The 25,626-nt window shown below is 58.7% G+C and carries 18 protein-coding genes; 13 read left to right on the plus strand and 5 right to left on the minus strand.

All coding sequences use genetic code 11. The features are described from left to right. Positions 1-21 precede the first annotated feature (21 nt). The 12 genes from mutM (at position 22) to GAL01_RS09385 (ending at position 18,319) form a co-directional block, all read left to right on the plus strand. Positions 22-855: a bifunctional DNA-formamidopyrimidine glycosylase/DNA-(apurinic or apyrimidinic site) lyase gene (mutM, locus tag GAL01_RS09330; protein WP_062031349.1), complete on the plus strand. Its 834-nt coding sequence runs from the start codon at positions 22-24 to the stop codon at positions 853-855. A 123-nt stretch (positions 856-978) separates the two neighbouring features. Next, a complete protein-coding gene (gene rpsT / locus GAL01_RS09335) occupies positions 979-1,248 on the plus strand; it encodes a 30S ribosomal protein S20 (protein ID WP_062031354.1) in 270 nt (89 codons plus the stop codon). Between the two features lie 319 nt (positions 1,249-1,567). Further along, complete coding sequence (gene dnaA, locus GAL01_RS09340; protein ID WP_408735590.1) at positions 1,568-3,007, plus strand: chromosomal replication initiator protein DnaA; 1,440 nt, start codon at positions 1,568-1,570, stop codon at positions 3,005-3,007. 89 nt (positions 3,008-3,096) lie between these two features. After that, on the plus strand, positions 3,097-4,221 hold the full coding sequence (gene dnaN, locus GAL01_RS09345) for a DNA polymerase III subunit beta (RefSeq protein ID WP_062031361.1): 1,125 nt from the start codon (positions 3,097-3,099) through the stop codon (positions 4,219-4,221). Between the two features lie 13 nt (positions 4,222-4,234). Beyond that, entirely contained in the window at positions 4,235-5,338 is a 1,104-nt protein-coding gene (gene recF / locus GAL01_RS09350; protein WP_062031365.1) for a DNA replication/repair protein RecF, read from the plus strand. Positions 5,339-5,423: 85 nt separating this feature from the next. Continuing rightward, complete coding sequence (gene gyrB, locus GAL01_RS09355; RefSeq protein WP_062031368.1) at positions 5,424-7,868, plus strand: DNA topoisomerase (ATP-hydrolyzing) subunit B; 2,445 nt, start codon at positions 5,424-5,426, stop codon at positions 7,866-7,868. Beyond that, on the plus strand, positions 7,858-8,649 hold the full coding sequence (locus GAL01_RS09360) for a DUF3108 domain-containing protein (protein ID WP_062031372.1): 792 nt from the start codon (positions 7,858-7,860) through the stop codon (positions 8,647-8,649). The genes gyrB and GAL01_RS09360 overlap by 11 nt, the downstream gene beginning before the upstream one ends. A 103-nt stretch (positions 8,650-8,752) precedes the next feature. After that, positions 8,753-10,087: a bifunctional UDP-N-acetylglucosamine diphosphorylase/glucosamine-1-phosphate N-acetyltransferase GlmU gene (gene glmU / locus GAL01_RS09365; protein WP_062031376.1), complete on the plus strand. Its 1,335-nt coding sequence runs from the start codon at positions 8,753-8,755 to the stop codon at positions 10,085-10,087. Continuing rightward, positions 10,087-11,913: a glutamine--fructose-6-phosphate transaminase (isomerizing) gene (gene glmS / locus GAL01_RS09370; RefSeq protein WP_062031380.1), complete on the plus strand. Its 1,827-nt coding sequence runs from the start codon at positions 10,087-10,089 to the stop codon at positions 11,911-11,913. Before glmU ends, glmS begins: the two co-directional genes overlap by 1 nt. A 78-nt stretch (positions 11,914-11,991) precedes the next feature. Next, positions 11,992-14,958 carry an FAD-binding and (Fe-S)-binding domain-containing protein gene (locus GAL01_RS09375; RefSeq protein ID WP_062031383.1) on the plus strand — a complete coding sequence of 989 codons (2,967 nt, stop codon included), beginning with the start codon at positions 11,992-11,994 and terminating at the stop codon, positions 14,956-14,958. Between the two features lie 117 nt (positions 14,959-15,075). After that, on the plus strand, positions 15,076-15,696 hold the full coding sequence (locus GAL01_RS09380; RefSeq protein WP_062031548.1) for a thiamine phosphate synthase: 621 nt from the start codon (positions 15,076-15,078) through the stop codon (positions 15,694-15,696). A gap of 49 nt (positions 15,697-15,745) precedes the next feature. Further along, positions 15,746-18,319 (plus strand): cation:proton antiporter, encoded by a 2,574-nt coding sequence (locus GAL01_RS09385; protein ID WP_062031388.1) that lies wholly within the window; start codon positions 15,746-15,748, stop codon positions 18,317-18,319. Here GAL01_RS09385 and GAL01_RS09390 read toward each other — a convergent pair. Then, a complete protein-coding gene (locus tag GAL01_RS09390) occupies positions 18,316-19,743 on the minus strand; it encodes a peptide MFS transporter (protein ID WP_062031391.1) in 1,428 nt (475 codons plus the stop codon). The two genes, GAL01_RS09385 and GAL01_RS09390, sit on opposite strands and share 4 nt — an antisense overlap. A 457-nt stretch (positions 19,744-20,200) precedes the next feature. Between GAL01_RS09390 and GAL01_RS15985 the strand changes: the two genes are divergently transcribed. Continuing rightward, a complete protein-coding gene (locus GAL01_RS15985) occupies positions 20,201-21,826 on the plus strand; it encodes a porin family protein (protein WP_062031394.1) in 1,626 nt (541 codons plus the stop codon). A gap of 215 nt (positions 21,827-22,041) precedes the next feature. Here GAL01_RS15985 and GAL01_RS09400 read toward each other — a convergent pair whose 3' ends face one another. Genes GAL01_RS09400 through metG form a run of 4 tightly spaced genes read right to left on the minus strand, consistent with a single transcriptional unit; the run spans position 22,042 to position 25,624 of the window. Then, positions 22,042-22,497, minus strand: coding sequence for a class I SAM-dependent methyltransferase (locus GAL01_RS09400; protein ID WP_169926417.1), 456 nt, complete (start codon positions 22,495-22,497; stop codon positions 22,042-22,044). Positions 22,498-22,518: 21 nt separating this feature from the next. Then, a complete protein-coding gene (locus tag GAL01_RS09405; RefSeq protein WP_062031400.1) occupies positions 22,519-23,310 on the minus strand; it encodes an MBL fold metallo-hydrolase in 792 nt (263 codons plus the stop codon). Then, positions 23,307-24,092 carry a TatD family hydrolase gene (locus GAL01_RS09410; RefSeq protein WP_062031403.1) on the minus strand — a complete coding sequence of 262 codons (786 nt, stop codon included), beginning with the start codon at positions 24,090-24,092 and terminating at the stop codon, positions 23,307-23,309. Before GAL01_RS09410 ends, GAL01_RS09405 begins: the two co-directional genes overlap by 4 nt. Next, on the minus strand, positions 24,089-25,624 hold the full coding sequence (metG, locus tag GAL01_RS09415; RefSeq protein ID WP_062031406.1) for a methionine--tRNA ligase: 1,536 nt from the start codon (positions 25,622-25,624) through the stop codon (positions 24,089-24,091). Before metG ends, GAL01_RS09410 begins: the two co-directional genes overlap by 4 nt. Between the last annotated feature and the right edge of the window lie 2 nt (positions 25,625-25,626).

A 25,626-nucleotide genomic window follows, 5' to 3' on the forward strand; every position in this document is an offset into this window, starting at 1 on the left:
GATATATCGTTGAGGCCAGCCATGCCAGAGCTTCCAGAAGTCGAAACCGTCATGCGCGGGTTTCGTGATGCCTTTGAAGGGCATCGAATTAGCCATATTTCTGTCAACCGCCCGGACCTTCGATGGCCGTTTCCCGCAGATCTGCGGGAGAAGCTGGAAGGCCGGCGCGTTCTCTCGTTCCGCAGGCGCGCGAAGTATATTCTCATGCGTCTTGAGAGCGGATGGAGCATGCTGCTGCACCTGGGCATGTCGGGCCGGCTCACGATCGGCAGGGCATGGACGAATGCGACTCCGCCAGCCCACGAACATCTGGTTCTGGAGACGGACAGCGGTGCGCGGGCAGGGCTTGTCGATCCCCGCCGCTTCGGAATGGTCGATCTTGTGCGGACATCCGGCGAGGACGATCACCGCCTTCTCGCGCATCTGGGCATGGAGCCTCTTTCTCCCACGATGACGGGACAAGCACTGACGGCACTGTTCCGGAACAGGCGTACACCAGTGAAATCCGCCCTGCTGGACCAGAAACTGATTGCCGGGCTTGGCAACATCTATGTGTGTGAGGCGCTGTTCCGCTGCGGCATCCATCCTGAACGGCAGGCCTGTACCCTGACCGATCCGGAGACCGCAGCGCTTTCAGAGGCCATCCCGCAAATTCTGGAACAGGCCATCGCCTCCGGAGGGTCGTCCCTGCGCGACTACGTGCAGGCTGACGGCACCAAAGGCGGGTTTCAGGACCTGCACCTCGTCTATGGGCGGGAAGGGGCTCCATGCCCCAATTGTGGAGAAGCCAGCCCGATCCGGCGCATCACACAGGCGGGTCGTTCGACGTTCTTCTGCCCGACCTGTCAGAAATAACCAGGCGCGGAAAGATGCCCCCATCCTGTGTAAAATGTGCAAAACGCTTGACGGGACCCGTCCGGGGGAGTAGAGGGCGCCAACCATTTACGCGACCAAAACGCAAAGTGAACCGAAAGATCCATGGCAAACACAGCTTCTGCCCGCAAGCGCATCCGTCAGAATGAACGTCGCCGTGAGCGCAACGTTGCCCGCATGTCCCGAATGCGTACGTTCATCAAGAAGGTCGAACTCGCCATCCAGTCCGGCGACAAATCCGCTGCTGCGGAAGCCTTCAAGGTTGCACAGCCGGAAATGCAGCGCGCAGCAGGCAAGGGCGTGATCGCAAAGAACACGATCAGCCGCAAGCTGTCCCGTCTGTCCGCCCGCGTGAAGGCTCTGGCAACCGCCTGAGCTTCACCTTCGGGTTGGAACTGAAGAACGCGCTCCCATCCGGGAGCGCGTTCTTTTTTGACCGCATCCCAGAACTTTCCCCAAGCGTCTGACTTTGGGTTGCTTATGGGGAACACCCTCATGACATCCCGCTGAACCCTTCGTGTTCCAGCTTGCTTCGGGCAGAGCGGGCGCCTATCCTGAGCGTTCGACAAAAAAGTATCGGATGCCCGGCTCTCCGGAAATTCTCCTGCGTTTCTGCTGCGGATTTTCTGTCGAGAGCACAACCGCCCTGCGCGCAGGGAACCACAACTGATGCCCGCCTGCTGCGGGACTGGACATGAAAGGGGGTACAATGGTGGAAAACGCTCAGTATCTGGACGCCAGCGCCTCCGCCCCCGGTTCGACGACACCGCTTGAGACCGCCTGGGTCCGCGTTCGTGAGAAACTGAAGAGTGAGGTTGGCGAGGTCGAATACCGGACATGGCTCCGGCAGATCGTTCTGGGGCCACTCGACGAAGATGAACTGACACTCTATCTGCCCACGCGATTCCTGCGCGACTGGGTTCGCAGCCAGTATGAGGAGCGCCTTCAGACGCTCTGGCGTACTGAACGCGAAGACATCAAGGGCGTGGAGCTCCAGGTCAAGCGGGGGCTGCCCGAGGTCCCCGCGGACGATGCTGAAGATACAGAGGACGCAACCGGCCCCTCCAGCGACAGTACGCCGCAAAGCGTTGTGTCCGAGAGCCGCAGCGATCTGGCTGTACCGCTTGATCCGCGCTTCACGTTCGACACCTTCATCGTCGGCAAGCCGAACGAATTTGCCTATGCCTGCGCACGCCGCGTGGCCGAGAAGCCTTCAAGCCCCGGTTTCAACCCGCTTTTCCTGTATGGCGGTGTCGGACTGGGTAAAACGCATCTGATGCATGCCATCGGAACGGAGCTGACCCGGACAGGCAAAGTCTCCGTGGCCTATATGTCTGCGGAAAAATTCATGTACCGCTTCATCGCGGCCATCCGCTCGCAGTCCACAATGGAGTTCAAGGAACAGCTCCGTTCCGTTGACGTGCTGATGATTGACGATCTTCAGTTCCTGATCGGCAAGGACAACACGCAGGAAGAATTCTTCCACACGTTCAATGCTCTCGTGGATGCAGGCCGTCAGATCATCGTCAGTGCCGACAAGAGCCCGTCCGACCTTTCGGGTCTTGAAGACCGCCTGCGGACCCGCCTGGGCTGCGGAATGGTCGCGGATATCCATGCTACGACCTTCGAGCTGCGTATTTCCATTCTGGAAGCCAAGGCCAAGGCTTCGGGGACGCATGTTCCATCCAAGGTTCTGGAATATCTCGCGCACAAGATCACGACCAATGTTCGTGAACTTGAAGGGGCGCTCAATCGCCTGATCGCGCATGCCGATCTCGTGGGTCGCCCGGTTACGCTCGATACGACGCAGGATGTTCTCAAGGACATGCTGAAGGCCCACGATCGCCGCGTCACGATTGAGGAAATCCAGCGCAAGGTTTCCGAGCACTGGAATATCCGCCTGACGGACATGTCCTCTGCCCGACGCGCGCGCGCCGTCGCTCGCCCGCGTCAGGTCGCCATGTATCTGGCCAAACAGTTGACGAGCCGCTCGCTTCCAGAAATCGGACGTAAATTCGGCAACCGCGACCACACGACGGTCATGCATGCCGTCAACCGCGTGACCGAGTTGATGGATCAGGACGCGTCCTTTGCCGAGGACGTGGAACTGCTGCGCCGGATGCTCGAAGGCTGACCTCTGCCAGCCCCCGATCCCTCTCTTTCCCGAGGGGCGGGGGTCTGCTAGGTTCTCTCAATTAATTCAAGATCTTCCTGAGGCCCGGAATGAAATTCAAGGTTGACCGTACCCTGCTGCAACGGGCTCTGGCGCATATTCATGGCGTTGCGGAAAAGCGGAATACCATTCCCATTCTGGCCAACGTTCTGATGAGCTTTGAGAACGATGTTCTGCGCCTCACGGCCACGGATATGGAAATTGCCGTCGTGGAAGACGTTCCCGCCACGGGCGAGCGCTCTGGCTCCACCACCGTGCCTGCCGCGGTACTTTTCGAAATTGTCCGCAAACTGCCGGATGGTGTCGCACTTGAGTTCGATCATCAGGACAGCGAAGCACCGCTGGCCCTGCGTGCGGGCCGTTATGCCACCAGCCTAAACGTTCTGCCGGTCGATGATTTCCCGGCCATGGTCGCCGGAGATCTGCCGCACCGTTTCTCGCTGCCTGCAGCAACGCTTCGCGGTCTGATCGACCGCACCAAATTCGCCATTTCAAACGAAGAAACGCGCTACTACCTGAACGGCATCTATCTGCATGTTGCAGAAAACGGGGCCACTCCGATGCTGCGAGCCGTCGCCACGGACGGTCACCGTCTGGCACGCGTTGAAACGGACCTGCCCGAAGGTGCACGCGGCATGCCCGGCGTCATCATTCCCCGCAAGACCGTCAACGAACTGCGCAAGCTTCTGGACGAAGGGGCGGCTGATCTGGAAGTCTCCCTGTCTGACACACGGATCCAGTTCCAGGCTGGCCCCGTCCTTCTGACCTCCAAGCTGATTGACGGAACCTTCCCGGAATATGAGCGCGTCATCCCCAAGGGCAATGATCGCATCCTACGTGTCGGCAAGCGTGATTTCGCAGCGGCTGTCGGCCGCGTTGCGGCCATCAGCCAGGAACGCTCGCGCCCGGTCAAGCTGTCTGTCACGCAGAATATGCTGAACCTCTCCGCCACCAGCCCCGATCAGGGCGTGGCTCATGAGGAGCTGGACGAAAACGCCGTCTCCTACGATGCCGCTCCGATCGAGATCGGCTTTCAGGCGCGTTACCTCACTGACATTACCGACCAGATCGACGTGGAAGTGGAATTCGCATTTTCCGACAGCTCTGCGCCCACCATCGTTCGTGACACGGCATCGCCTTCGGCGCTGTATGTCCTGATGCCCATGCGGGTCTGAACACGAGCCGCGATTGAAACTGACCCGGCTCGCGCTGACGGATTTCCGGAATTACACCCATGCCGTCTGGACCCCGGATGCTTCCATTCTGGTCCTGACGGGAGAAAACGGGTCCGGAAAGACCAATCTGCTGGAAGCCGTTTCGCTGCTGGCTCCAGGGCGTGGATTAAGAGGCGCGCCACTTCCCGCACTGTGTCGCACTGGCGCCGAGCGGTGGGGCGTTGCGGCGACGCTCCAGTCCGGTCTGGATGAATTCCGGATCGGAACAGGAAGTGAGTTAAACGAAAAACAGCGTCGTACATTCCGCCTCGATGGGGAGAACATCCGCTCTCAGGCCGCGATCGGCCAGAGGTTTTCCTGCGTCTGGCTGACCCCGCAGATGGATCGGCTTTTTCAGGAAGGGTCCAGCGGTCGGCGGCGCTTTCTGGATCGGCTGGTCATGGCCCTTTCTCCCGATCATGGTCGCCAGATTGCCGCCCATGATCGCTCGGTTGTCAGCCGCAACAGGGTTCTGGCCGACCGCCCGACCGAGACGGCGTGGCTTACATCCATTGAAGATTCCATCGCCCGTCATGCAGTTGCGGCGTCTGCTGCGCGCCTCGCACTCGTTGAGAGCATGAACGTTCATCCGTTTGAAAATGCTGGATTTTCTTCCAGCACCCTCCATCTGGACTGCGCCATTTCCACCCGTCTGGCCTGTCAGCCCGCACTGGACGTCGAGGACTGGATCAGAGGCAGTCTTCAGCAGTCCCGCACCGAAGACCGGCAACGCGCCACCACGTCCATCGGGGCGCACAGGGCCGATTTCACCCTTTCGGACACCGTTACGGGACGTCCTGCAGAACTCTCCAGCAGCGGTCAGCAGAAAGTCATGCTGACCGGCACAGTTCTGTCCCATGCGCGGCTGATGACGCAGGAACGGGGCCATGCTCCGGCCATCCTTCTGGATGAACCTCTGGTCCATCTGGACGAAACCCGCCGCCATGCCCTTCTCGACAGTCTTGAGAAACTGCGCGCGCCCGTTCTGATCACCGGCACGGACCACGCGCCTTTTGCAGCACTAGAAGGCCGGGCCCAGTTTTTTTCGGTCAGAAACGGAAGCATATCTCCGGCCTGACGCATGCCCACCGCTGGTCTAACCGTCCGGCGCAGGCTATACTGACCCAACAGTTTTTCAGAGTACCACGGAGACCGTCACGCGCATGTCAGAGACCCAGAACCAGCCCGAGACCCCAGGCGCAGACGGTGAAGATTACGGCGCGTCGTCCATTTCGGTACTCAAGGGGCTGGATGCCGTCCGCAAACGTCCGGGCATGTATATCGGCGACACGGACGATGGCTCGGGCCTGCACCACATGGTTTTCGAGATCATCGACAATGCCGTCGATGAAGCCCAGGCCGGGCACGCGACATACTGCATCCTGACCCTGAACGGCGATGGTTCCGTCTCGGTCCGCGACAATGGCCGTGGTATTCCTACCGATCTGCATCCTGAAGAGGGCATCAGCGCGGCTGAGGTCGTGCTGACCAAGCTCCATGCGGGCGGCAAGTTCAATCAGAATTCCTACAAGGTTTCCGGCGGTTTGCATGGCGTGGGTGCGGCCGTGGTGAATGCCCTGTCCGAATGGATGGAGGTGCTCATCTGGCGCAATGGTCTGGAGCACAAGATCCGCTTTCAGCATGGCGAACGCGATGAAGCCCTGCACGTCATCGGTCCGTCCACGGAAGACCGTGGCACTCTGGTCACGTTCAAACCCAGCAAGCAGACCTTTACGAAGGTCGATTTCGAACTCTCCATTCTTGAACGCCGTGTCCGCGAACTGGCGTTCCTGAACTCCGGCATGCTGATCATCCTGCGCGATGAGCGTCATGCAGAGCCAAAGGAACTGCGTTTTCATTATGAAGGCGGCCTGAGCGCTTTCGCGGAATGGCTTGATTCTTCAAAAACTTCCATCGTCACGCCACCGATCGTGGGCGAGATCGACAATCCGGAAAGCGGCATTCGCGTCGAGTTCGCACTAACCTGGAACGACAGCTATCACGAGACGATGCTGTGCTTCACGAACAACATCCCACAGCGCGATGGCGGTACGCATCTGGCGGGCTTCCGTCAGGCTCTGACCCGCGTTGTGGGCAAGTATGCCGAAGGGGTGGCCAAGCGTGAGGCGGGCTCGCTGACGGGCGAAGACATGCGTGAAGGCATGACAGCCGTGCTGTCCGTCAAGGTACCGGATCCGAAGTTCTCGTCCCAGACGAAGGACAAGCTGGTCTCGTCCGAAGTCCAGCCCGTTGTGCACGCAGCTGCCTCGGATGCGATCTCTCACTGGTTCGAGACCCATCCCAAGGAAGCCAAGGCGATCGTCGCCAAAATCATCGACGCCGCCAGCGCCCGTGAGGCCGCCCGTCGTGCGCGTGAACTGACGCGCCGCAAGGGCGTGCTGGATGTTTCGTCGCTTCCGGGAAAGCTCGCGGACTGTCAGGAGCGCGATGCGTCCAAGGCTGAAATCTTCATCGTCGAGGGTGACTCTGCAGGCGGCACGGCCAAGCAGGGCCGGGACCGTCGCTTCCAGGCCATCCTGCCGCTGCGTGGCAAGATCCTGAACGTAGAACGCGCGCGCTTTGACCGGATGCTGGGCTCTGCGGAAATCGGTACGCTGATTACGGCTCTTGGCACCGGCATTGGCCGCGGTGAAGTTGATCAGGGTGGTTTCTCGGCCGAAAAGCTGCGTTACCACAAGATCGTTATCATGACCGATGCTGACGTCGACGGCTCGCATATCCGTACACTGCTGCTGACGTTCTTCTTCCGCCAGATGCCGGAACTGATCGAGCAGGGCTATCTCTACATTGCCCAGCCACCGCTCTATCGCGCCAAGCGTGGTCAGGAAGAGCGCTACCTCAAGGATGACGCCGCTCTTGAACAGTACCTTCTGGACAAGGCGCTGACGAATGCAACCTTGCGTTTTGCTGTCGGTCGGGAACTTACGGGCGAGGCGCTGGCCGAAGAAATCACATTCATGTCGACTGCGGCCCGTCGCCTTCAGAGCATTGCCTCCAAGGTGCCGGTCTGGGTCATGGAGCAGGCAGCCATTTCCGGCGTTTTGGACAGCAATATCGCTGTGGCGACCTCGCGCATGGCGGAATTCCAGCAGCGGCTTGATGGTGCCTCACTGCCCAACGAACGCGGCTGGAAAGTCTCCATTTCAGAAACCGGCCTGGAATGCGCGCGTTCCGTCCGCGGCGTGGGCGAAGTGTACCGCATCGAGCCTTCGCTCCTGCGCTCGGTGGAATCCCGCTGGCTGGTTTCGGAATGGGAGCGTCTGGCCCGTGATTTTGCAAAACCCGTCACCCTGACACTTGATCCCACGTCCTACGAACTGTTCGGTCCCGCAGCTGTCATGGAGCGTATTTTGCTTCAGGGACGTCGCGGACTGACCATCAACCGGTTCAAGGGACTGGGCGAGATGAATGACGAGCAGCTGTGGCACACAACGCTCGATCCTTCGACGCGGACCCTGTTGCAGGTCAGGATCGGGGATGTCGAAGATGCCGGTCAGGTTTTCTCGACGCTGATGGGGGATGTCGTGGAGCCGCGCAGGGACTTTATCGTCGGTAATGCCCTGAAAGTTGCCAATCTTGACGTTTAAGGCTTTTGCAGTCGCAGTCAGCCTTGCCCTGATGACGGGACTGGCTTGTGGTTCAGCCCGAGCTGAGCCGCAGGTCAACGCGACTTATGCTGTCTATATCAAGGGCTTTCACGTTCTGAACGCCAAGACGTCCTATCAGCTCCAGCCTTGGGGCTATGGCGGCAGCACCCAGATCAAGCCGGCAGGCCTGATCAGCTGGTTCGTAACGATGGATGTGACGTCGCATGTGCAGGGGCAATTCATTCCGGACGGCAATGTGCAACCGGTGCTGTTTGACAGCGGTGGCATTTCGCGCGGCAAAAACAGGCATGTCCGGCTGGAGTTCTCGAACGATACTCCGAAGGTGGTGGACCTCCAGCCACCGGAAACCGATCGCGAACCTATTCCTGCAGATTTGCTGCCTCACACGGTCGATACCTTGAGCGGCATGGCGCATCTGCTACATTCCCTTGCGACAACAGGAAAATGCGATGGCTCGCAGGTCATTTTCGATGGCCTCCGACTGACACAGATGGTGGTGCACGGCCCCGTCATGGTCGATATCCCGCAGGGTCAGGACGAAGCCTATTCCGGTCAGGCCATGCGGTGCGATTTCGTTGGTCGCCAGGTTGCAGGGTTCATCAAGGACTCTCCGAACAGGGAAAAACTGGCTGCTCCCCAGCCAGGTGCTGTCTGGTTCAGAAAGATCGACGGTCTGGGAATTGTTCCGGTGCGGATCGAGTTCAATCATCCCAAACTCGGTCACGTCATGGTCGTCATGCAGCATGCCGTGGCTCCGTGAGCGAGTACTCGAACGAATTGCAATAATCGGCAATTCGAAGTGATGACACAGTCTGCGGGCTTCATTTGACGCGAACCCGTGGTTTGGATACCCCGGGCAGGACATGACCGACACAACCCATTGCACCACCGCCATCATTCTTGCTGCGGGCCTCGGCACACGCATGAAATCCAGCCTGCCAAAGGCACTTCATCGTCTGGGCAACCAGCCCATGATCAACCATCTCATCACAACCGCCCGGCAGGTCTTCGACGATGTGGTCGTCGTCACGGGACCGGACATGCCGGAACTCGAACAGGCTGTTCGTCCGTTCAGGACTGCCACGCAGACTCAACGGCTCGGCACGGCCCATGCGGCCAATGCAGCGCGGGACCTGTTTGGGGATGGGGATATCGCTGTTCTTTATGCCGATAATCCGCTGATTACCGCAGAGACCATGGAACGCCTGCTCGCGGCCCGCAGACAGGGGGCCAGTCTGGCGTTGCTGGGAATGCGTCCGGCTGTACCGGGACGTTATGGCAGGATTATCGAAGATCACGGCAAGGTTGTGAAAATCGTCGAGTTCAAGGACGCAAGCGAAGACGAACGCGGCATCACGCTGTGCAATGCCGGCGTCATGTGCGCCGGAGCAGAGGACTTCCGCAACTGGCTGGAAGAAGTTCGCAACGAAAACGCCCAGGGCGAATATTACTTGACGGACGTCGTTGAAATGGCAGCTAAAGCCGGTTCGGTTGTTTGCGTGGAAGCACCTGAAGACGAACTGGCTGGCGTCAATTCCCGCTCTGAACTCGCGCGTGCTGAAGCGACCCTCCAGACGCGCCTGCGAAACGCGGCGATGGATGCCGGAGTGACGCTCGTTGCACCGGACACCGTCTTTTTCAGCACAGACACTGTCCTTGAAGCGGATGTAACAGTCGAACCGAACGTCTTTTTCGGGCCGGGTGTGACAGTCCATTCAGGCGCACTGATCCGCGCTTTTTCGCATCTTGAAGGTTGCACGGTGGGTGAAGGCGCGATGATCGGCCCCTATGCCAGGCTCCGTCCCGGAACGGTCTGTGCTGCACACACGCATGTTGGCAATTTCGTCGAGCTCAAGAACGTGGAGTTGGGCGAGGGCGCAAAGGCCAACCATCTGACCTATCTGGGCGACGCTTCGGTCGGACGCGGCACCAATGTCGGGGCAGGGACAATCACCTGCAATTATGATGGCGTTTTCAAACACCGGACTGTCATCGGGGAGCGGGTTTTCGTCGGGTCAGACGCCATTCTCGTGGCACCTGTGACCATCGGAGACGATGCGCTCGTGGCCGCGGGCAGTGTGATTACGGATGATGTGCCTGCCGGTGACCTGGCTCTGGGCCGGACGCGCCAAACACTGAAATCCGGACGCGGCCTTCAGATCAAACAGTCTCTCAAAGCTCGGAAGGAACAGGGCTGATGTGCGGTATCTGCGGTATTGTCGGACACAAGCCTGCCAGCCCGATCGCATTCGAGGCGCTGCGACGCCTGGAGTATCGGGGATATGATTCTGCCGGGATCGCAACCCTGACGGCGTCCGGCGATATCGAACGCCGCCGAGCTGCCGGAAAGCTCGACAATCTGGAGCGCGTTCTCAAAGAGCATCCGCTACACGGCACCACGGCCATCGGGCACACCCGTTGGGCGACGCATGGTGCTCCCACTGAAAACAATGCTCACCCCCACGAAGCCGGGCGTGTCGCAATCGTCCATAATGGGATTATCGAAAACTTCTCGGCCCTCAAGGAAGAGCTGGAAGCGAAAGGCCGCGTGTTTCGGACCGAAACGGATTCAGAAACCGTCGCCCATCTGGTCGATGACTATCTGGGACAGGGGCTGGACCCGCGGGAGGCGGCGTTTGCGGCCATCAAGCGGCTGGAAGGGGCCTATGCAATCGCCATGATCTTCAAGGATCATGAAGGTCTGCTGATTGGCGCCCGTCATGGCGCGCCGCTTGCTGTCGGTTACGGCAATGGCGAGATGTTCCTGGGCTCAGACAGCATTGCACTGGCGCCCATGGCCCGGAAAATGACCTATCTCGAAGACGGGGACTGGTGCGAACTCACGACCGATAATGTCAGAATTTTCGACATGACCGGTGCTGAAGTCAGCCGTCCAGTTCAGGATCTTACCTTCATGGCAGGGCAGGTCGGCAAGGATGGCTACCGGCACTACATGGAGAAGGAACTCCATGAACATCCGGTCGCTATCGGCCAGACGCTGAAGCGGATCACCGATCCCGCATCAAAGCGCATCACGCTGCCACCCATGCCTTTCGATCTGGCACAGGTTCCGCGTGTCACGATCACGGCCTGCGGGTCCGCCTATTATGCCGGGATGGTTGGGCGGTACTGGCTGGAATCCCTGGCGCGCATTCCGGTTGAAATCGACGTCGCATCCGAAATGCGCTACCGCGAGCCGCCCCAGCCGGACAAAGGTATGGCGCTGCTGATTTCACAGTCCGGCGAGACTGCGGATACGCTGGGTGTTCTGCGCAGCCTCAAAAAGGCCGGTCAGAGCATCGTCTCGGTCCTGAATGTCGAACACTCCACAATCGGGCGGGAGAGCGATCTCGTACTGGGCATGGATGCAGGACCGGAAATTTCCGTTGCCTCCACCAAGGCCTTCACTGCGCAACTCTCTGTTCTGGCGGCGCTGGCGATCGAATTCGCCCGTGCCCGCGGGACCATGGATCAGGCCCACGAAGAACGTCTGACAGCCAGCCTACTGGATCTGCCGTCCCGTGCAGCGGAAGTCTTCACCCGGACCAAGGATATTCAAGCCATGGCTGGCGTCGTGGCGCAGGCGCGCGACGTCCTGTATCTGGGGCGCGGAATCTGCACGCCGATTGCCTTTGAAGGTGCATTAAAATTAAAGGAAATCAGCTACATCCATGCGGAAGCTTATGCTGCGGGTGAGCTGAAGCATGGACCGATCAGCCTGATTGACCAGACCGTTCCGGTCGTCGCCATTGCACCCTCCACGATCCTGTTCGACAAGACCCTGTCCAATCTTCAGGAAGCAAAAGCGCGTGGCGGGCGCATCCTTGTTTTCACGGATACCGCAGGGGCCAAACGTCTGGAAGGCGTGGCGGAACAGATCGTCATCATGCCTGATGTGGACGCTTTCGTCGTGCCGATCCTTTACGCCATTCCCGTTCAGATGCTGGCCTATGAAGTTGCCCTTCTGAAAGGCACGGATGTGGATCAGCCGCGCAATCTTGCGAAATCCGTGACGGTCGAGTGAAGAATTTTCCTGTCCGGAAAGCTTATTTTTCATTCATTATCACGGTATGGACCATGAAACACTAAAAGGGACGTAGAGATGGGTGGAGACGCAATATCCGGAACACCAGCCGGAAATTCAGGCCTTTCCCCCAGCGCCCCCGAAATCGTCCTGCGCGAAGCTTTCGTCAGAAGGCTGAACGAGCAGGGCTTTGAAGGTGATATCGACCTGCGGGTCTCCTCGCGGCTGGTTTCTTCTACCGATAACAGCATTTACCAGCGCCTCCCGGCTGCCGTCATTCATCCCCGCACTGGCGAAGACCTCAACCGGGCCGTGCAAGCGGCTTCTGAAGGTGATCTGACGCTCGCAATCCGGGGCGGTGGAACAGGCACCAACGGCCAGTCCCTGACCGATGGCGTCGTGGTTGACGTCTCACGCCATCTGGACCGGATCCTCGATTTCGATGCCGAAACAGGCACAGTCACCGTTGAGCCGGGCGTTATTCTGGCCCGACTCAACGCCTTTCTGAAGCCACATGGTTTTTTCTTCCCGCCAACCGTCTCAACCGCCACCCGAGCGACGATCGGAGGCATGATTGCGACGGATGCCTCAGGCAAAGGGTCCCGGATCTATGGAAGGACATCCGATTATATCGAGACGCTGGATGTCGTTCTTGCGGATGGAAGCGATCTTTCAGTCGGCCAACTGACTGCTGAAAAACTGAAAGAAGCGATGAACGGGGCGGGGCTTGCAGCACAGGCCTACCGCGAGGTCCACCGGGTTGTTACGGAACGTGCGGACGAAATCCGGCGCGTTTTCCCGGACATGAACCGTGGTCTGACCGGATACAATCTGCAGAATGTCCTGCTCGAAGACGGAAGCTTTCATCTCGCACGACTGCTGGCGGGATCGGAAGGCACGCTTGCCCTGACCAAAAAAGTCGTTCTGCGCGTCAGACGATTACCGAAATACCGTCAGCTTATCGTCGTCCGCTATGCCAGCTTCAATGATACTCTTCAGGACGTCCAGACACTTCTGCCTGCCAACCCTTCAGCCGTTGAAGTGCTGGATGACCGAGTACTCGCCAAGGCCCAGCAGGACGTGACATGGCATGCTCTTGAACGCGTCCTGGGCAACACGTCAGCCCTTCCGGTCAAGGGAATGAGCTTCGTCGAGTTCGTGGGAGACAATCTGGAAATCCTGAAGGTGCAGATGGCTCATGCTATCATGCTCCTTGAGAGCTCCTCTCACAAACCCATTGATCATAAAGCAGTTTCTGATCCGGAAATCATTGCGAATCTCTGGACGCTCCGGGAAAAATCCGTAGGGCTGCTCGGGCGTCCGGACGGTCACAGGCAGGGTGTTCCCTTCGTAGAAGATACGGCTGTCCCTCCTGAAGTCCTGCCAGAATATGTCAGCGAGTTCCGTAACATTCTGGACGGTTACGGGCTGTCCTACGGCATGTTCGGTCATGCGGATGTCGGGTGCCTGCATGTGCGCCCATTTCTGGACATGCTGAAGGCCGAAGACCGGTCGCTGATCCGTCCAATCTCAGACGCGGTGGCTGAGTTGACGAAGCGTCATGGCGGTCTGCTCTGGGGGGAACACGGTCGGGGATTCCGCGGGGAGTTTTCGCCACTGTTTTTTGGAGAAACGCTTTTTGCAGAGCTTTGCCGGATCAAGGATGTCTTTGATCCCAAAGATATTTTCAATCGTGGCAAACTGGCTCCAGGTGGTGCGGGTTATTCGGTTGACCGGATTGATGGCATCCCTTTTAAGGGCGAGTTCGACGAAGAGATCACACCGGCACTGCGTGAACCTTACGGCCGGTCCGTAAGTTGCAACGGCAACGGTGCCTGTTTCAATCGTGAGCCGGACATGGCCATGTGCCCGTCTTACAAGGTCACAAAAGACCGCTCGCAGTCTCCGAAAGGCCGCGCCCTGCTGCTTCGAAGCTGGACCAGACTGCGCTCCCTGCCGGAAGATGCTCCAGACCGGGCTATGCTTCCCGTTCTGACAGAAGAACTCAAGGCCTCGCTGGATACGTGTCTGTCGTGCAAAGCCTGCGCCACGCAATGTCCGATCCGCGTGGATATTCCGTCCATGCGTTCCAAATTTCTTTCAACATACTTTCGTGAGAACCGCAGGCCTGTCAGGGATTACCTTGTCTACTGGCTGGAACCGCTTCTGGCGGCAGGGCGATTGGCCCCCAAGCTCGCCAATCTCCTGATGCACAGTCCTGCATCGCAAGCCATTCTCTCCCGTCTGGGGCTGGTGGATCTGCCGCATCTGAGACCGGCGCGACTGAAAACGGGCAGTCAGGTCAGCCGTTCATGGCTGCGCCGCAACCGCGGCAATTCCCGCGCTGTTATTGTGGTTCAGGACTCCTTCACCGGCAGTTTTGATGGTGTTCTTGTCGAGAAGATTCATGCGCTTCTGACGCAGCTTGGGTTCGATGCAAAACTCACCCCAGTCTGGGACAACGGCAAGGCGCGCCATGTTCTTGGATTTCGCAAAGGCTTTGGGGTGACGGCACGCTTAACCCTGAAGAAACTCAGGGCACTGGCCGCGTTCGATATTCCTGTTGTTTCTCTGGATGCCGCCACCGGCCTCATGTTCACGCAGGAATACCGGGACATAGCAGGCGCTCAGCCCATACCGGCAGTTCTTCCACTGGAGACTTTTCTCCGGCAGCAGATTGTCAAGGGAACGCTCCAACCTGTTTCGGCCAGCAGCGAAAATTCTGGCATGACTGTGATTTCGCATTGTACGGAACAGGCTGCCCGACCGGAGAGTGCAGGGGACTGGGCCTTTATTCTCCGACACTTTGGCGTTCCGGCAGATGCCGGGAAAGCAGGCTGCTGCGGAATGGCCGGGCTGTTCGGTCATCAGACGGAACATGCCAAGATGTCGCGAGATATGTTTGAGCAGAACTGGGCCAGAAAAGTTGAGATGCCGGTTCTTGCGACCGGTTTTTCCTGCCGCTGCCAGACCGAGCGCATGGCCGGAATCCGTCCGTCCCATCCCGCAGAAACACTGATTTCCGTTTTGCAGGAACGCTTGTGAAAACAGGGCGTTGATAACGATGTCACGCCTCTGGACGCGTAGGGTCCAAACTGTAACAGTGTTGCCCGATCTCAAGAGGTACGGCCTTGCCTGCGGGCCCTGTGGAGTATGAACGTCATGTCGTCCCTTCCATCCCGGATCTACGCCGTTGTTGACCAGCCCCGATGGGTGGAGCGGCTTGGTGGAGCCGGACTGCGCTTCATCGAATTGTATCTCCGGGATCTGTCTGAAGAGGACGTCCGTGCGCAGGCTCTCCTGGCTCAGGAACTTGCGGTCCGTTTCAATGTGTCACTCGCCCTGAACCGCTACTGGCAAACTGCCATCGAACTGGGCTATGAGTGGTTGCACCTTGGTCCGGAAGATCTGGAAACCGCTGATCTGGAGGCCATCCGGACCGCAGGTATCAGATTTGGTATCTCGACCCATACCCGGCAGGAGCTGGAAACGGCTTTGGCCTGCAAGCCGGATTATATTTCCTTTGGTCCTGTCTGGTCCACGGAGCTTCGGGGCGTAAAGCTGACGGGCAGGGGCCTGAAGCAGCTGGCGGAGTGGCGGGAGCTGTGCGGCGATGTTCCGCTCGTAGCGATCGGTGGCATTACGGTGCCGCGGCTGTCGGAGTGCCTTGAAGCCGGAGCGGATACGGTGGCTGTGATGAGCGATTTCATCGCCCATTCCGATCCGGAAGGACAGGTCCAGCGCTGGATGAACGCCACTTCCGAAGAAGCCACACCAACTTGAAACATGCCACCTCGTCTGCGGACGATCTGATGAAAGAGCCGAGACAACGATGATGGTGACAGGACTTGCAGCCGTACTCCTAGCGCTCGCGTTCCTGCTCACGCTTGTCAGCATCATTCAGCCTCTCGCGAAACGTCTTGAAATTTCAGAGGCTGTCCTGCTGGCCCTGACCGGGATCGGGCTGGGGCTGGTTGCGTCTCTGATCGTCCGGTCGTCTGCGACCGATCTTCTGGACGGCGCGGCGGAAGCGCTGATCTATTTTCCAGTTAACAGCGAAGCCTTTCTGCTGATTTTTCTGCCCGTGCTGGTTTTCCAGGGCGCAATGGCCATTGATGTGCGCCGTCTGGCCCATGAGACGGCGACGGTCCTTCTTCTGGCGGTCGTGGCGGTCATTGTGTCCACGGCAACAATCGGCTTTGCGCTTTATCCTTTTGCCAAACAGAGCCTTGTCGTCTGCCTTCTTCTGGGCTCCATCGTCGCCACGACCGATCCATCCGCCGTGGCCGGAATTTTCCGCGAGATCGGCGCGGCGTCACGCCTGACACGCCTCGTCGAGGGAGAGGCACTCCTGAACGATGCCGCGGCCATTTCGATCTTCTCAATCCTGCTCGCCGCCGTCACATCCCATCATCAGATCCACCCCACCGAAGCCCTGATGGACTTTCTGACGGCCTTCATCGGGGCCATTGTGGTTGGCGTCTGTCTGGCGCGACTGACATTGCTGCTGATTGCGGGCTTGGGCGGGTCTGCTGCTTCGGAAGTCACACTGACGCTGGCGCTCCCCTATGCCGTTTATATCCTGTGTGATGAGATGCTCGGCTTTTCGGGAGTAGTTGCGACGGCTGCTGCGGGTCTGACCGTTTCCGCTTACGGGCCCTCAACCTTCCGCCCACAGGTCTGGCGTTTTCTGAACGAGATGTGGGAGCAGCTCGTTTTCTGGGCCGGTTCGCTCGTGTTTCTTCTGGCGGCCATGCTGGTTCCGCGCCTGCTGATCGGCATGACGAAATGGGATTTCGTGCTGATCCTGATCGCAAGTGTGGCTGGTCTGATCGCGCGCTCGGCCGTGATTTTCGGCATGCTGCCTCTTCTGGCCATCACGAAACTGTCGCCGCCTGTTCCCAACCCCTTTAAGGCCACGATGGCCTGGGGTGGCATCCGCGGCGCCATCACGCTTGCTCTTGCCCTTGCGGTAACAGAGAACCAGAGCGTTTCAAGCCCTGTAGCCCATTTCGTCGGTATCATCGCCACCGGCTTCGTGCTCATCACGCTTCTGATCAACGGCACGACGCTGCGGGCTCTGGTCCTGTTTTTCAAGCTGGATCAGCTTTCGCCCATTGATCAGGCCATCCGCCAGCAGATCGTGGGAATTGGATTGGGTGAGGTTGCCGAACGAACGCGGGAACTGTCCGAAGAGCTTGGCTTCAGCGAGCAGACCCGTGCGGGTGTCATCAGCCGTCTCGAGCGTCGCGCCGAGAAGGAGAGGGCGGCCAATAATTTCGAATCTGCCCTGAGCGACCGTAACCGCGTCAACATCGCCCTGATTACCATCGCCAATCAGGAACGCTCCCTCCTGCTGGACCTGTTCCGAATTCAGGGACTGTCACGGCGTGTGATGGAAACACTGCTGAGAACAGCGGAATCCATGGCGGATGGTGCCAGACTGGAAGGGCGCTACGGCTATGTGCGCGCGCTCAAGCGGCGCCTTCAACCCTCCCTGCGATTTCGCATCGCGCAGGAACTTCACAGCCGCCTGCATATTGATGAGCCCCTGACGAACTGCATGATGGAGCGCTTTGAGATGCTCATCATCGCGCATCTCGTCTCGCTTTCGCTTCAGCGCTTTGTTCGCCAGCGTATGGAACCTACGCTTGGCCCGCGCATCACGGAAATCGTGTCGGAAGTGCTCGGCCGCCAGCGCAAGCTGCTGGACGATGCGCTGGAGACTCTTCGCCTGCATTATTCAGGTTATTCCGAAGCTCTGGAAAGTCGCATCCTGCGGCAGATCGCCCTGCGTCTTGAGGACGAGGAATACGATGCCCTTGAAGCCGACAGCCTGATTTCCGAAGAGCTTCATCGCGAACTGCACCGTGAGATCGAACGCCAGCGTGCCCGGCTGGACGCTCCGCTACGCTTCAATCTCAAGAGTGGCATCGAACAGCGTCTCCGAGCGTTCCCTGCATTCAACGGCGTTCCCGACACTGTATTGCAAAAACTGTCAGCCAAGGTTTCGATGCATTTCGTTTCTCCGGGAGAGGTGCTGTTCAAACGCGGACAGCGCGTCCGTGTCGTGTATGCCCAGGTCGCGGGACTGGCTGAGGTCAATCTGGCCGAGCAGGAAATCCTGTTCGGGAGCGGGGATCTGATCGGTGCGGCGTCCGTCATCCGCAACGACACGATGCCCGGCACCGTCCGCTCCCTTCAGTTCAGCCATTTACTGGCCATTCCGCGACCGGTTTTCGAGAAGCTGATCCGGGATTACCCGATCGTTCAGCGTCTGATTATTCAGCGTAGCCAGAAAAGAGCGGATGGGCTGCTGATGCCTGTCACGGTTCGCACGTTGGACGGGGACGCCGTCTCCACGGCTTCCGCCTCAGAGATGCGCCATCTGGTTTCGCCTCCTTAAAGATCTGGAGACGATGTCTCTTTTTCGGGAGCAAGCAGGCCGCGGAATCGGAGCGCACAAAAACAAAGAATGGCCGCCGCCAGCAGCGCCGCTTCCGAGTGCAGCAGCCAGAACGAAACATCGGAAATACGCCCCAGAAGCGTCGCAAGCTTTCCAATCAGCAGATTGGAGAGGAACAGATGCAGTGAAAAGCAGGCCACGAGAATGGTATTGACGCTCACAGGAGCGGCCCGTGAGAAAAGCGCCATTCCGATCGCGTAATTCATCGCAAACCCGATGTCATTGATGATGTGAAACGCCAGCCCCCAGAGCAGGCTGACCTCATGCGGCCCCGGGCTGATCCATGACCCCAAAGCCAGCATCAGGGGGCCAAACGCCGCGATAAACGTTCCCAGTGCGACCTTGGCAATTTCGGAAAGATCCTGCCGCCGTCGGGAATAGGCCTTCCAAAACCAGAGGACTGCCACGGCACACAGGGTGCTGATGAAACCGTCCAGGGAGATCAGGTCGCTCACTGGCATCTCGTGTCCCAGAAGACGAAGCTGGAAATGCTCGCGCCCCCAGAGCAGATACCCGTCAAAAATTTCCGAATTCGGGATAGCGCCAACAGCCATGACCGGAACAAGCGCCAGAAGGAGCAGGATCGTCTTTTTTTCCTGAGATGTCAGGGCAGGGCGCGTGGGCTTTAAAACGTCCAGGGCATCCGGCGTCTCACGCACTGCCATTTCTGATGCAGGAAGCCAGCGGCGCCCGAAAAGATAGACGACAAGCCCGATCAGCATGCCGACGCCAGCAGCCAGAAATCCCCAGTGCCAGTCGATCTGCGCAAGACTTCCACACAGCACCGGAGATACGATGACAGCAACCTGAAGCCCCATCATGTAAATCTGGTAGGCATCCGAACGTCTTCGGTCGCCCAGGGCATAGAGTGCACCAACCTGCGCCCGCAATCCTCCTGCCATGCCCAGACCTGCCAGCAGGAACCCCAGCGCCAGCACGAAACTCCAGTCAAATGACAGCAGGAAGTGGCCTGCCGTCATCAGAACAGCCCCGAGCAGAATGGTTCTTGTCTGGCCGAGCACGCGGTCTGCCAAGAAACCGCCGAGGAGAGGGGTGGCATAGATCAAGGCCAGAAACAGCCCCGTAATGGCGCCGGCCATGGCCCTCGGCCCAACCGGCGCATACAAAGCCGAAACAAACGTCTCTAGCGGTGCCAGCCCAAATACATGCCCGGAATGGTCCGGCTGGAGCAGATGGTCGGTCAGATAAAGCGCGAGGATGGCCTGCATGCCATAAAGAGAAAACCCGACCCAGCCTTCCGTCAGCGTTAGAACCCACAACCCGATGGGATGCCCCCAGAGTTCACGCTGCTTTGTGGAGACAAACGGTTCGATGAGGGGGGAAGTAGGAAGGATCTCGGTCATGCAGCCTCAGTGACGCAGGGGAGGAAGATCCTGCGTAACGGCAGAAACCCACAGGGGTAAAGGGGAGAGATGAGTATGGCAAAATGCCAATCACCGTAGTCATGGCATTTTGCCACAGGTCTGAATTTATCATCTGACGTGTGATCTACGACTCAAAATCCGGCTCAAAAGAGCCGAAAACCGGGATAAATCCTTAAACATGGCAAAATGCCACATTTTGAGGATCCGGACATGGATAAGAAGCGGGATCTCGAGCACACGTATGTCGTATAAGATATATTATGCCAACTTATGGGCTCGAAAACTCTAAATTTCTGACTTTTTTGTGAGAACACATCCTATTGTTGCGAAGAATGTCTCCATTCGCGCTAGGAAAAGCGGTGTAGTCCATTCTGCCGGTGAGAGCACATACTCGATCACCGGTATATCCGCGGGAGCGGCTGTTTATATGTCATCTATGTCCCTGTGCCGCCTGAGTCTTCTGGGAAGCACATTCTGCGTTGCTGTTCTCTCCGCCCTCCCGACCATCGCACGGGCTGATGATTATACGGAACTGCTCGACATCCTTCGCGCCAAAGGCAGCCTGAGCCGTTCGGAATACAACGTACTGCTGTCACATCACCAGCATCACGCGCACCCCTCGCTGCAACGTGACGACGACGGGACATCCCCGGCACCCGCACGCCATCGCAACCGTTACATGCGCTATGGGCCCCAGAACGAAGGCAGCAGCCTCGATGCTCCTCCGGACGTAACGACGATTGCCGCTGTTTCCGCAGCGCGCCGCGCTGCAATGGAAGCCTCGGCGAGCGCACAGGATGCTCGCAATTCCCTGATGGAAGCACGCAGGACGTATAATCCGGACAGTATCGTGCGCGTGAAGCCCTATGTTGCGGGCAAAGGCGTTACGATCCAGGCAGGCCAGATCGACATCAACATCTCGGGCTTCGTGAACGCCTATTACACCTATAACAGCCCCAGCGGCGGTCGCCCTGTCGCAGGCGGCGTTTCGACCGGCAGCAGCGGATTCGATTCCTCGTCCGTCCGTAACGGCCTTCTGCCGGGTGGTCTGATCCTCAAACTGAATACGGTGCAGGAAGGAATCAAACTGGGTGCCGTCTTTGGGATGTATCCTGGCATCAACAACAACGATCCCAGCACTTTCAATGCCAATTCCGGCGGCAGCCCGGTGGGTCTCGGAACCGCTGGCCTCGATTTCCGTCAGGTCTTCATGACTGCGGGAACCGACGAACTCGGTACGGTCAAGCTCGGTCGCGATATCGCGCTGTTTGCTTCGGATGCCATCCTCAACGACGCCACGCTTCTCAGCGTTGGCAGCACCGGAAGCAACGCCAATCCCGCCAATACGTCTCTGGGCCGTATCGGCGTCGGTTACGTCTATACTGACTGGCTTCCGCAGATCACCTATATCTCGCCGAAGTGGAAAGGCTTTCAGGCCTCGGTCGGTGTCATGACACCGCTTGACGAATTTAACTTCGCAGGCGGCGGACTTTCTGCGACCACCACCCAGCACAGTTCTCCCATGCTTCAGGGCAAGGTCACGTATGATGGCAATATCGCGGGCTTCACGACACGCTTCTGGAGCAGCTTCCTCGTTCAGCACCAGCAGAACCTGACCAGTGCAACCCTGGGTAGTAGCAGCCGTAAAGGTACGACCGTTGAAGCCGGAGATGTAGGCGTAAAGCTTTCGCGCGGACCGTTTGAAGGCGTGGCCTATTACTATTACGGCAGTGGCCTCGGCACGACGGGTCTGTTTTTTGATGGCGTTTCCGCCGAAGGGCGCAAGCGCAATTCGGAAGGCTACTATGTTCAGGCGGCCTACAAGATCCTGCCAAGGCTCAAGATTGTCGGAAGCTATGGTGTCAGCAATCTCTATCAGGCACCGGGTGAAGACAATCCATCCATGGTTCGCCGCAACCAGTCAGAAGTCGGAGCAATCTATTACAACCTGACGGACTGGTTCACGCTCGTGGGCGAATACGCTCATACGGAATCCGATGCCCACGGGATTGCTCATGAGAGCGACCACACGATGTCGGCCGGTGCGATGATGACGTTCTGATATCGATTCCCATCCCAGACAGGTCTTTAACCCTGTCTGGGCTTTCAGATTAGGGCGTGCGCTAACGCCGGACCTCAACCATGACCCACGGTCCCTGCCCGTTTTCAAAGCCGCCGCCGGTATAGCATTCGACCGAGATGGCTCTCCAACATGCGGCCAACTCGTAGAAGTTCCGGATTTCTTCGGCAGACGGGTAATTGTAATATCGTCCGACGCTATCGCGGCCTTCCTGGCCACCCGATTTGTAAGTTGCGAGGTGCCACCCCCCCCGGTTTGAGCGCCGCATGGACCTTTGCAAGAATGCCTGACAGGGCAGCCCTTGGAACATGGATCAGGCTCGCGCTTGCCCAGACAGCATCGTAAGCATCAGCAGCCTGCAATTCGTCAAACCGGATGACCTGAACCGGTTTCCCGAGCATCTGTGCGGCATTCGCAGCCAGAGACGGTGAGGCTTCAACGGCCTCCACTGAAAATCCCTGCTCCAGCATGGCACGCGCATCAATCGCGCCGCCACATCCCAGATCGAGAATATGCGCGCCGGATTCAAGCTTTTGCAGAAAACGGTCTAGATAGCGGTTCTGACCACCCTTCCCGCTTGCGACATAGGACGGGGACGATTCTGCATAATACCGGAGGGTTTCAGGATCAAAAGGAAGACTTCCAGAGCTCATTTCAATCCTTTTTCCCATCATTTAAATCTTGAGAACCATCCCGTCATAGGCAGGCTCAACACCCTCGGGCAGCGTCTTGCACAAGGTCTGGTAATCCATGTCCGGGCCCATATGGGTCAGAATCACATGCTTCACGCCAAGACGCTTGCGCCATTCCAGCACGCGTTCGAGCCAGGCATGGGCGGGGTGAGGATCATACTGGAAGCAGTCCACAATCCAGGTCTGAACCCCTTCGAGCAGCAACAGCGCCTCATCTGAAAGCGTTTCGACATCTGTGCTGTAGGCAAAGTTTCCGCACCGTACGCCCAGAGATGTGATCCGCCCGTGGCGCTGTTCGAAAATCTGAGCATTCAATCCGGGGAACAAAACTGTCTCCCCAGTCTGCACGATCCGTTCATCAAAAACCGGCCGATAGAAGTCCGGGCCTTTCCAGGGCGCGAACGCATAGGCATAGCGCAAGCGTAGTTCCTCAAGCACGTCCTGCGTGCCGAGAAGTGGCAGTGGCGTTCCGATCACGCGGTTGATGGCCCGCAATTCATCCAGACCACCAATATGATCGCTATGCGGATGCGTGTAGAGGACCGCATGAACGTGACTCAGGCCACAGTTCAGCATCTGATCGCGGAAATCCGGCCCTGAATCTACCAGAAGCCGAAAGCCGCCCTCGCCTTCGATCACAACTGAGGAGCGCGTCCGACGGTTACGCGGCTCCGTAGGATCACACGCACCCCAGATCCCCGTCTGTGGTCCCTCTTCGCCCCCGATCATGGGAACCCCAGCGGAACCTCCACATCCAAGGATCGTCACCTTCATGCAGCGATCCTCGTGAAGAGACGTCGGGCATTTTCGGTCGTGATCCGTGTGATCTCGTCGAGAGAAACGCCGCGCTCCTCTGCCAGACGTGCCGCCGTATGGGCGACGTAACCCGGCGTGTTGGGCTTTCCGCGTTTCGGGACAGGCGCAAGATACGGGCTGTCCGTCTCAACCAGAAGACGATCTTCCGGCACCATCCTTGCGACTTCGCGGATTTCCTCGCATTTCGGAAAGGTCAGCAGGCCAGAGAAGCTGATATAACCCCCCAGTTCCAGAGCGGCTTCTGCCAGTTTCGGACCAGATGCGAAGCAGTGGATCAGGAACGGAAACGCGCCCTTCGCATGCTCTTCGCGCAGGATGGCTATCATGTCGTCATCGGCATTGCGTGTGTGGATGACGATTGGCAGGTCCGTCTGGCGCGCAGCCGCGATATGGGTGCGAAACGCAGCATGCTGGGCCGGTTTAGCCTTATCGCCGCTATGGAAATAATCCAGCCCCGTTTCCCCAATCGCCACGACGGAAGGCGCTGCGGTCTTGGCAACAAGCTCTTCAACCGATGGTAGGCGCTCCTCACTCGCATAATCCGGGTGAATGCCGATTGCACACCAGATCCGAAGATCCGGCGTGTCATGCTGCGTCAGGGCAATCTGCGTATCTGCTTTTGAAAACCGTGTCCCGATCGTGATCATTCCGGACAGACCCGCTTCCCGCGCCTGCGCGAAAGCGGGCGCAAGGTCGTCGAACTTGTCCAGATGACAGTGCGTGTCAATCAATCCTGTCATGCCTCTTCCTCGACAAAGCGGGGAAACAGGCCTTCGGGTTTGGGGAGCGTCCGGCCAGCCGGAAGCAGGGTTTCAAGAGCGGCGAATGTCCGTTCGTCGTCCTGCACACCGAGCTGGACCAGCATCTTGTCCATTGTGTCCGGCATGAAAGGCTGAAGCATGGTTGCGATCCCGCGGATCATATCCACGAGAACCCGCAGCACATCCGCCATCCGCTCCGGATCGGTCTTTTTCAGCGCCCAAGGGGCCTGACGGTCGATATAGGAATTGGCGGCGCGAATGACCTTCCAGACTTCTTCCAGCGCATCGGTAATCGCCTTGCGCTCGATCTGTTCGGACATGATCGTCGGCAGCAGCGTCACCATCGCCAGCATGGCTTGATCGTCTTCGGTCAGCGTGCCACGCTCGGGCAGAACGCCGCCCAGATTACGGGCCACCTGGCTCAGCGTACGCTGGCACAGATTGCCGAGATCATTCGCCAGCTCGACATTCGTGCGCGTGATCATGGAGCGGCGGCTGAAATTGGAATCGCCGCCGAACGGCACTTCGCGCATCAGGAAGAAGCGCAGCGCATCCAGCCCGAATTCGTCGGCCAACGCCTTCGGATCAAGGACATTGCCGAGAGACTTGCTCATCTTCTCGCCCTCGACCGTCCACCAACCATGGGCAAACACGCTCTTCGGCAGATCAATGCCCGCCGCCATCAGGAACGCTGGCCAGTACACGCAGTGGAAGCGTGCGATTTCCTTGCCCACGACATGCACATCCGCCGGCCAGAACTTCGCCCGCGGATCGTTGAGATCGGGGTAGCCCACGGCCGTTAGATAGTTCGCCAGTGCATCGAACCAAACATACATGACATGGTCCGGATCGTTTGGAACCGGTACGCCCCATTTGAAGCTCGTGCGACTGACGGACAGGTCGCGCAGACCCTGACGCACGAAGCTTTCGATCTCACGACGCGGGCCGACGGGGCCGATGAAGTCGGAATTGTCTTCGTACAGCTTCAGGAGCCGGTCCTGAAAATCGGACAGACGGAAGAAGTAGGACGGCTCCTTGACGCGTTCGACCGGCGCACCGGACGGGGCCACGAACGTTCCGTCGGGCTTCTTGACCAGTTCGTCCTCGCCGATGAACGCTTCATCGCGCGTGGAATACCAGCCCTCATAGGCGCCCAGATAGATATGCCCGTTTGCCGCAACCTTCTCCCACAGTGCTTTGGCCGCGCCCTTGTGGCGCTCCTCGGTGGTGCGGATGAACTCGTCGGTCGAAATCGCCATATCCTTCTGCATCTGGCGGAAGGAGGCCGAAACCTCATCGGCGTAGGCCTGCGGGTCCATGCCCTTGGCGACGGCGGTCTGCTCGACCTTCTGGCCATGCTCATCCGTCCCGCTGACGAACAGGACCTCTTCGCCGTTCAGGCGATGGAAGCGGGCCAGAACGTCGGCCGCGATGGAGGTATAGGCATGCCCGATATGCGGAGCGCCGTTCACATAGAAGATCGGGGTCGTGATGGTGAAGCGCCGCGTCATGT

The organism is Gluconobacter albidus (assembly GCF_002723915.1).
In the GTDB taxonomy this organism is placed as follows: Bacteria; Pseudomonadota; Alphaproteobacteria; order Acetobacterales; family Acetobacteraceae; genus Gluconobacter; species Gluconobacter albidus.

What these genes read in the sequence shown, in the direction of transcription:
- mutM (WP_062031349.1), top strand. Translation starts at nt 22, where the DNA reads ATGCCAGAGCTTCCAGAAGTCGAAACCGTCATGCGCGGGTTTCGTGAT.
- rpsT (WP_062031354.1), top strand. Translation starts at nt 979, where the DNA reads ATGGCAAACACAGCTTCTGCCCGCAAGCGCATCCGTCAGAATGAACGT.
- dnaA (WP_408735590.1), top strand. Translation starts at nt 1,568, where the DNA reads ATGAAAGGGGGTACAATGGTGGAAAACGCTCAGTATCTGGACGCCAGC.
- dnaN (WP_062031361.1), top strand. Translation starts at nt 3,097, where the DNA reads ATGAAATTCAAGGTTGACCGTACCCTGCTGCAACGGGCTCTGGCGCAT.
- gyrB (WP_062031368.1), top strand. Translation starts at nt 5,424, where the DNA reads ATGTCAGAGACCCAGAACCAGCCCGAGACCCCAGGCGCAGACGGTGAA.
- glmU (WP_062031376.1), top strand. Translation starts at nt 8,753, where the DNA reads ATGACCGACACAACCCATTGCACCACCGCCATCATTCTTGCTGCGGGC.
- glmS (WP_062031380.1), top strand. Translation starts at nt 10,087, where the DNA reads ATGTGCGGTATCTGCGGTATTGTCGGACACAAGCCTGCCAGCCCGATC.
- GAL01_RS09375 (WP_062031383.1), top strand. Translation starts at nt 11,992, where the DNA reads ATGGGTGGAGACGCAATATCCGGAACACCAGCCGGAAATTCAGGCCTT.
- GAL01_RS09380 (WP_062031548.1), top strand. Translation starts at nt 15,076, where the DNA reads ATGTCGTCCCTTCCATCCCGGATCTACGCCGTTGTTGACCAGCCCCGA.
- GAL01_RS09385 (WP_062031388.1), top strand. Translation starts at nt 15,746, where the DNA reads ATGATGGTGACAGGACTTGCAGCCGTACTCCTAGCGCTCGCGTTCCTG.
- GAL01_RS09390 (WP_062031391.1), bottom strand. Translation starts at nt 19,743, where the DNA reads ATGACCGAGATCCTTCCTACTTCCCCCCTCATCGAACCGTTTGTCTCC.
- GAL01_RS15985 (WP_062031394.1), top strand. Translation starts at nt 20,201, where the DNA reads ATGTCCCTGTGCCGCCTGAGTCTTCTGGGAAGCACATTCTGCGTTGCT.
- GAL01_RS09400 (WP_169926417.1), bottom strand. Translation starts at nt 22,497, where the DNA reads ATGAGCTCTGGAAGTCTTCCTTTTGATCCTGAAACCCTCCGGTATTAT.
- GAL01_RS09405 (WP_062031400.1), bottom strand. Translation starts at nt 23,310, where the DNA reads ATGAAGGTGACGATCCTTGGATGTGGAGGTTCCGCTGGGGTTCCCATG.
- GAL01_RS09410 (WP_062031403.1), bottom strand. Translation starts at nt 24,092, where the DNA reads ATGACAGGATTGATTGACACGCACTGTCATCTGGACAAGTTCGACGAC.
- metG (WP_062031406.1), bottom strand. Translation starts at nt 25,624, where the DNA reads ATGACGCGGCGCTTCACCATCACGACCCCGATCTTCTATGTGAACGGC.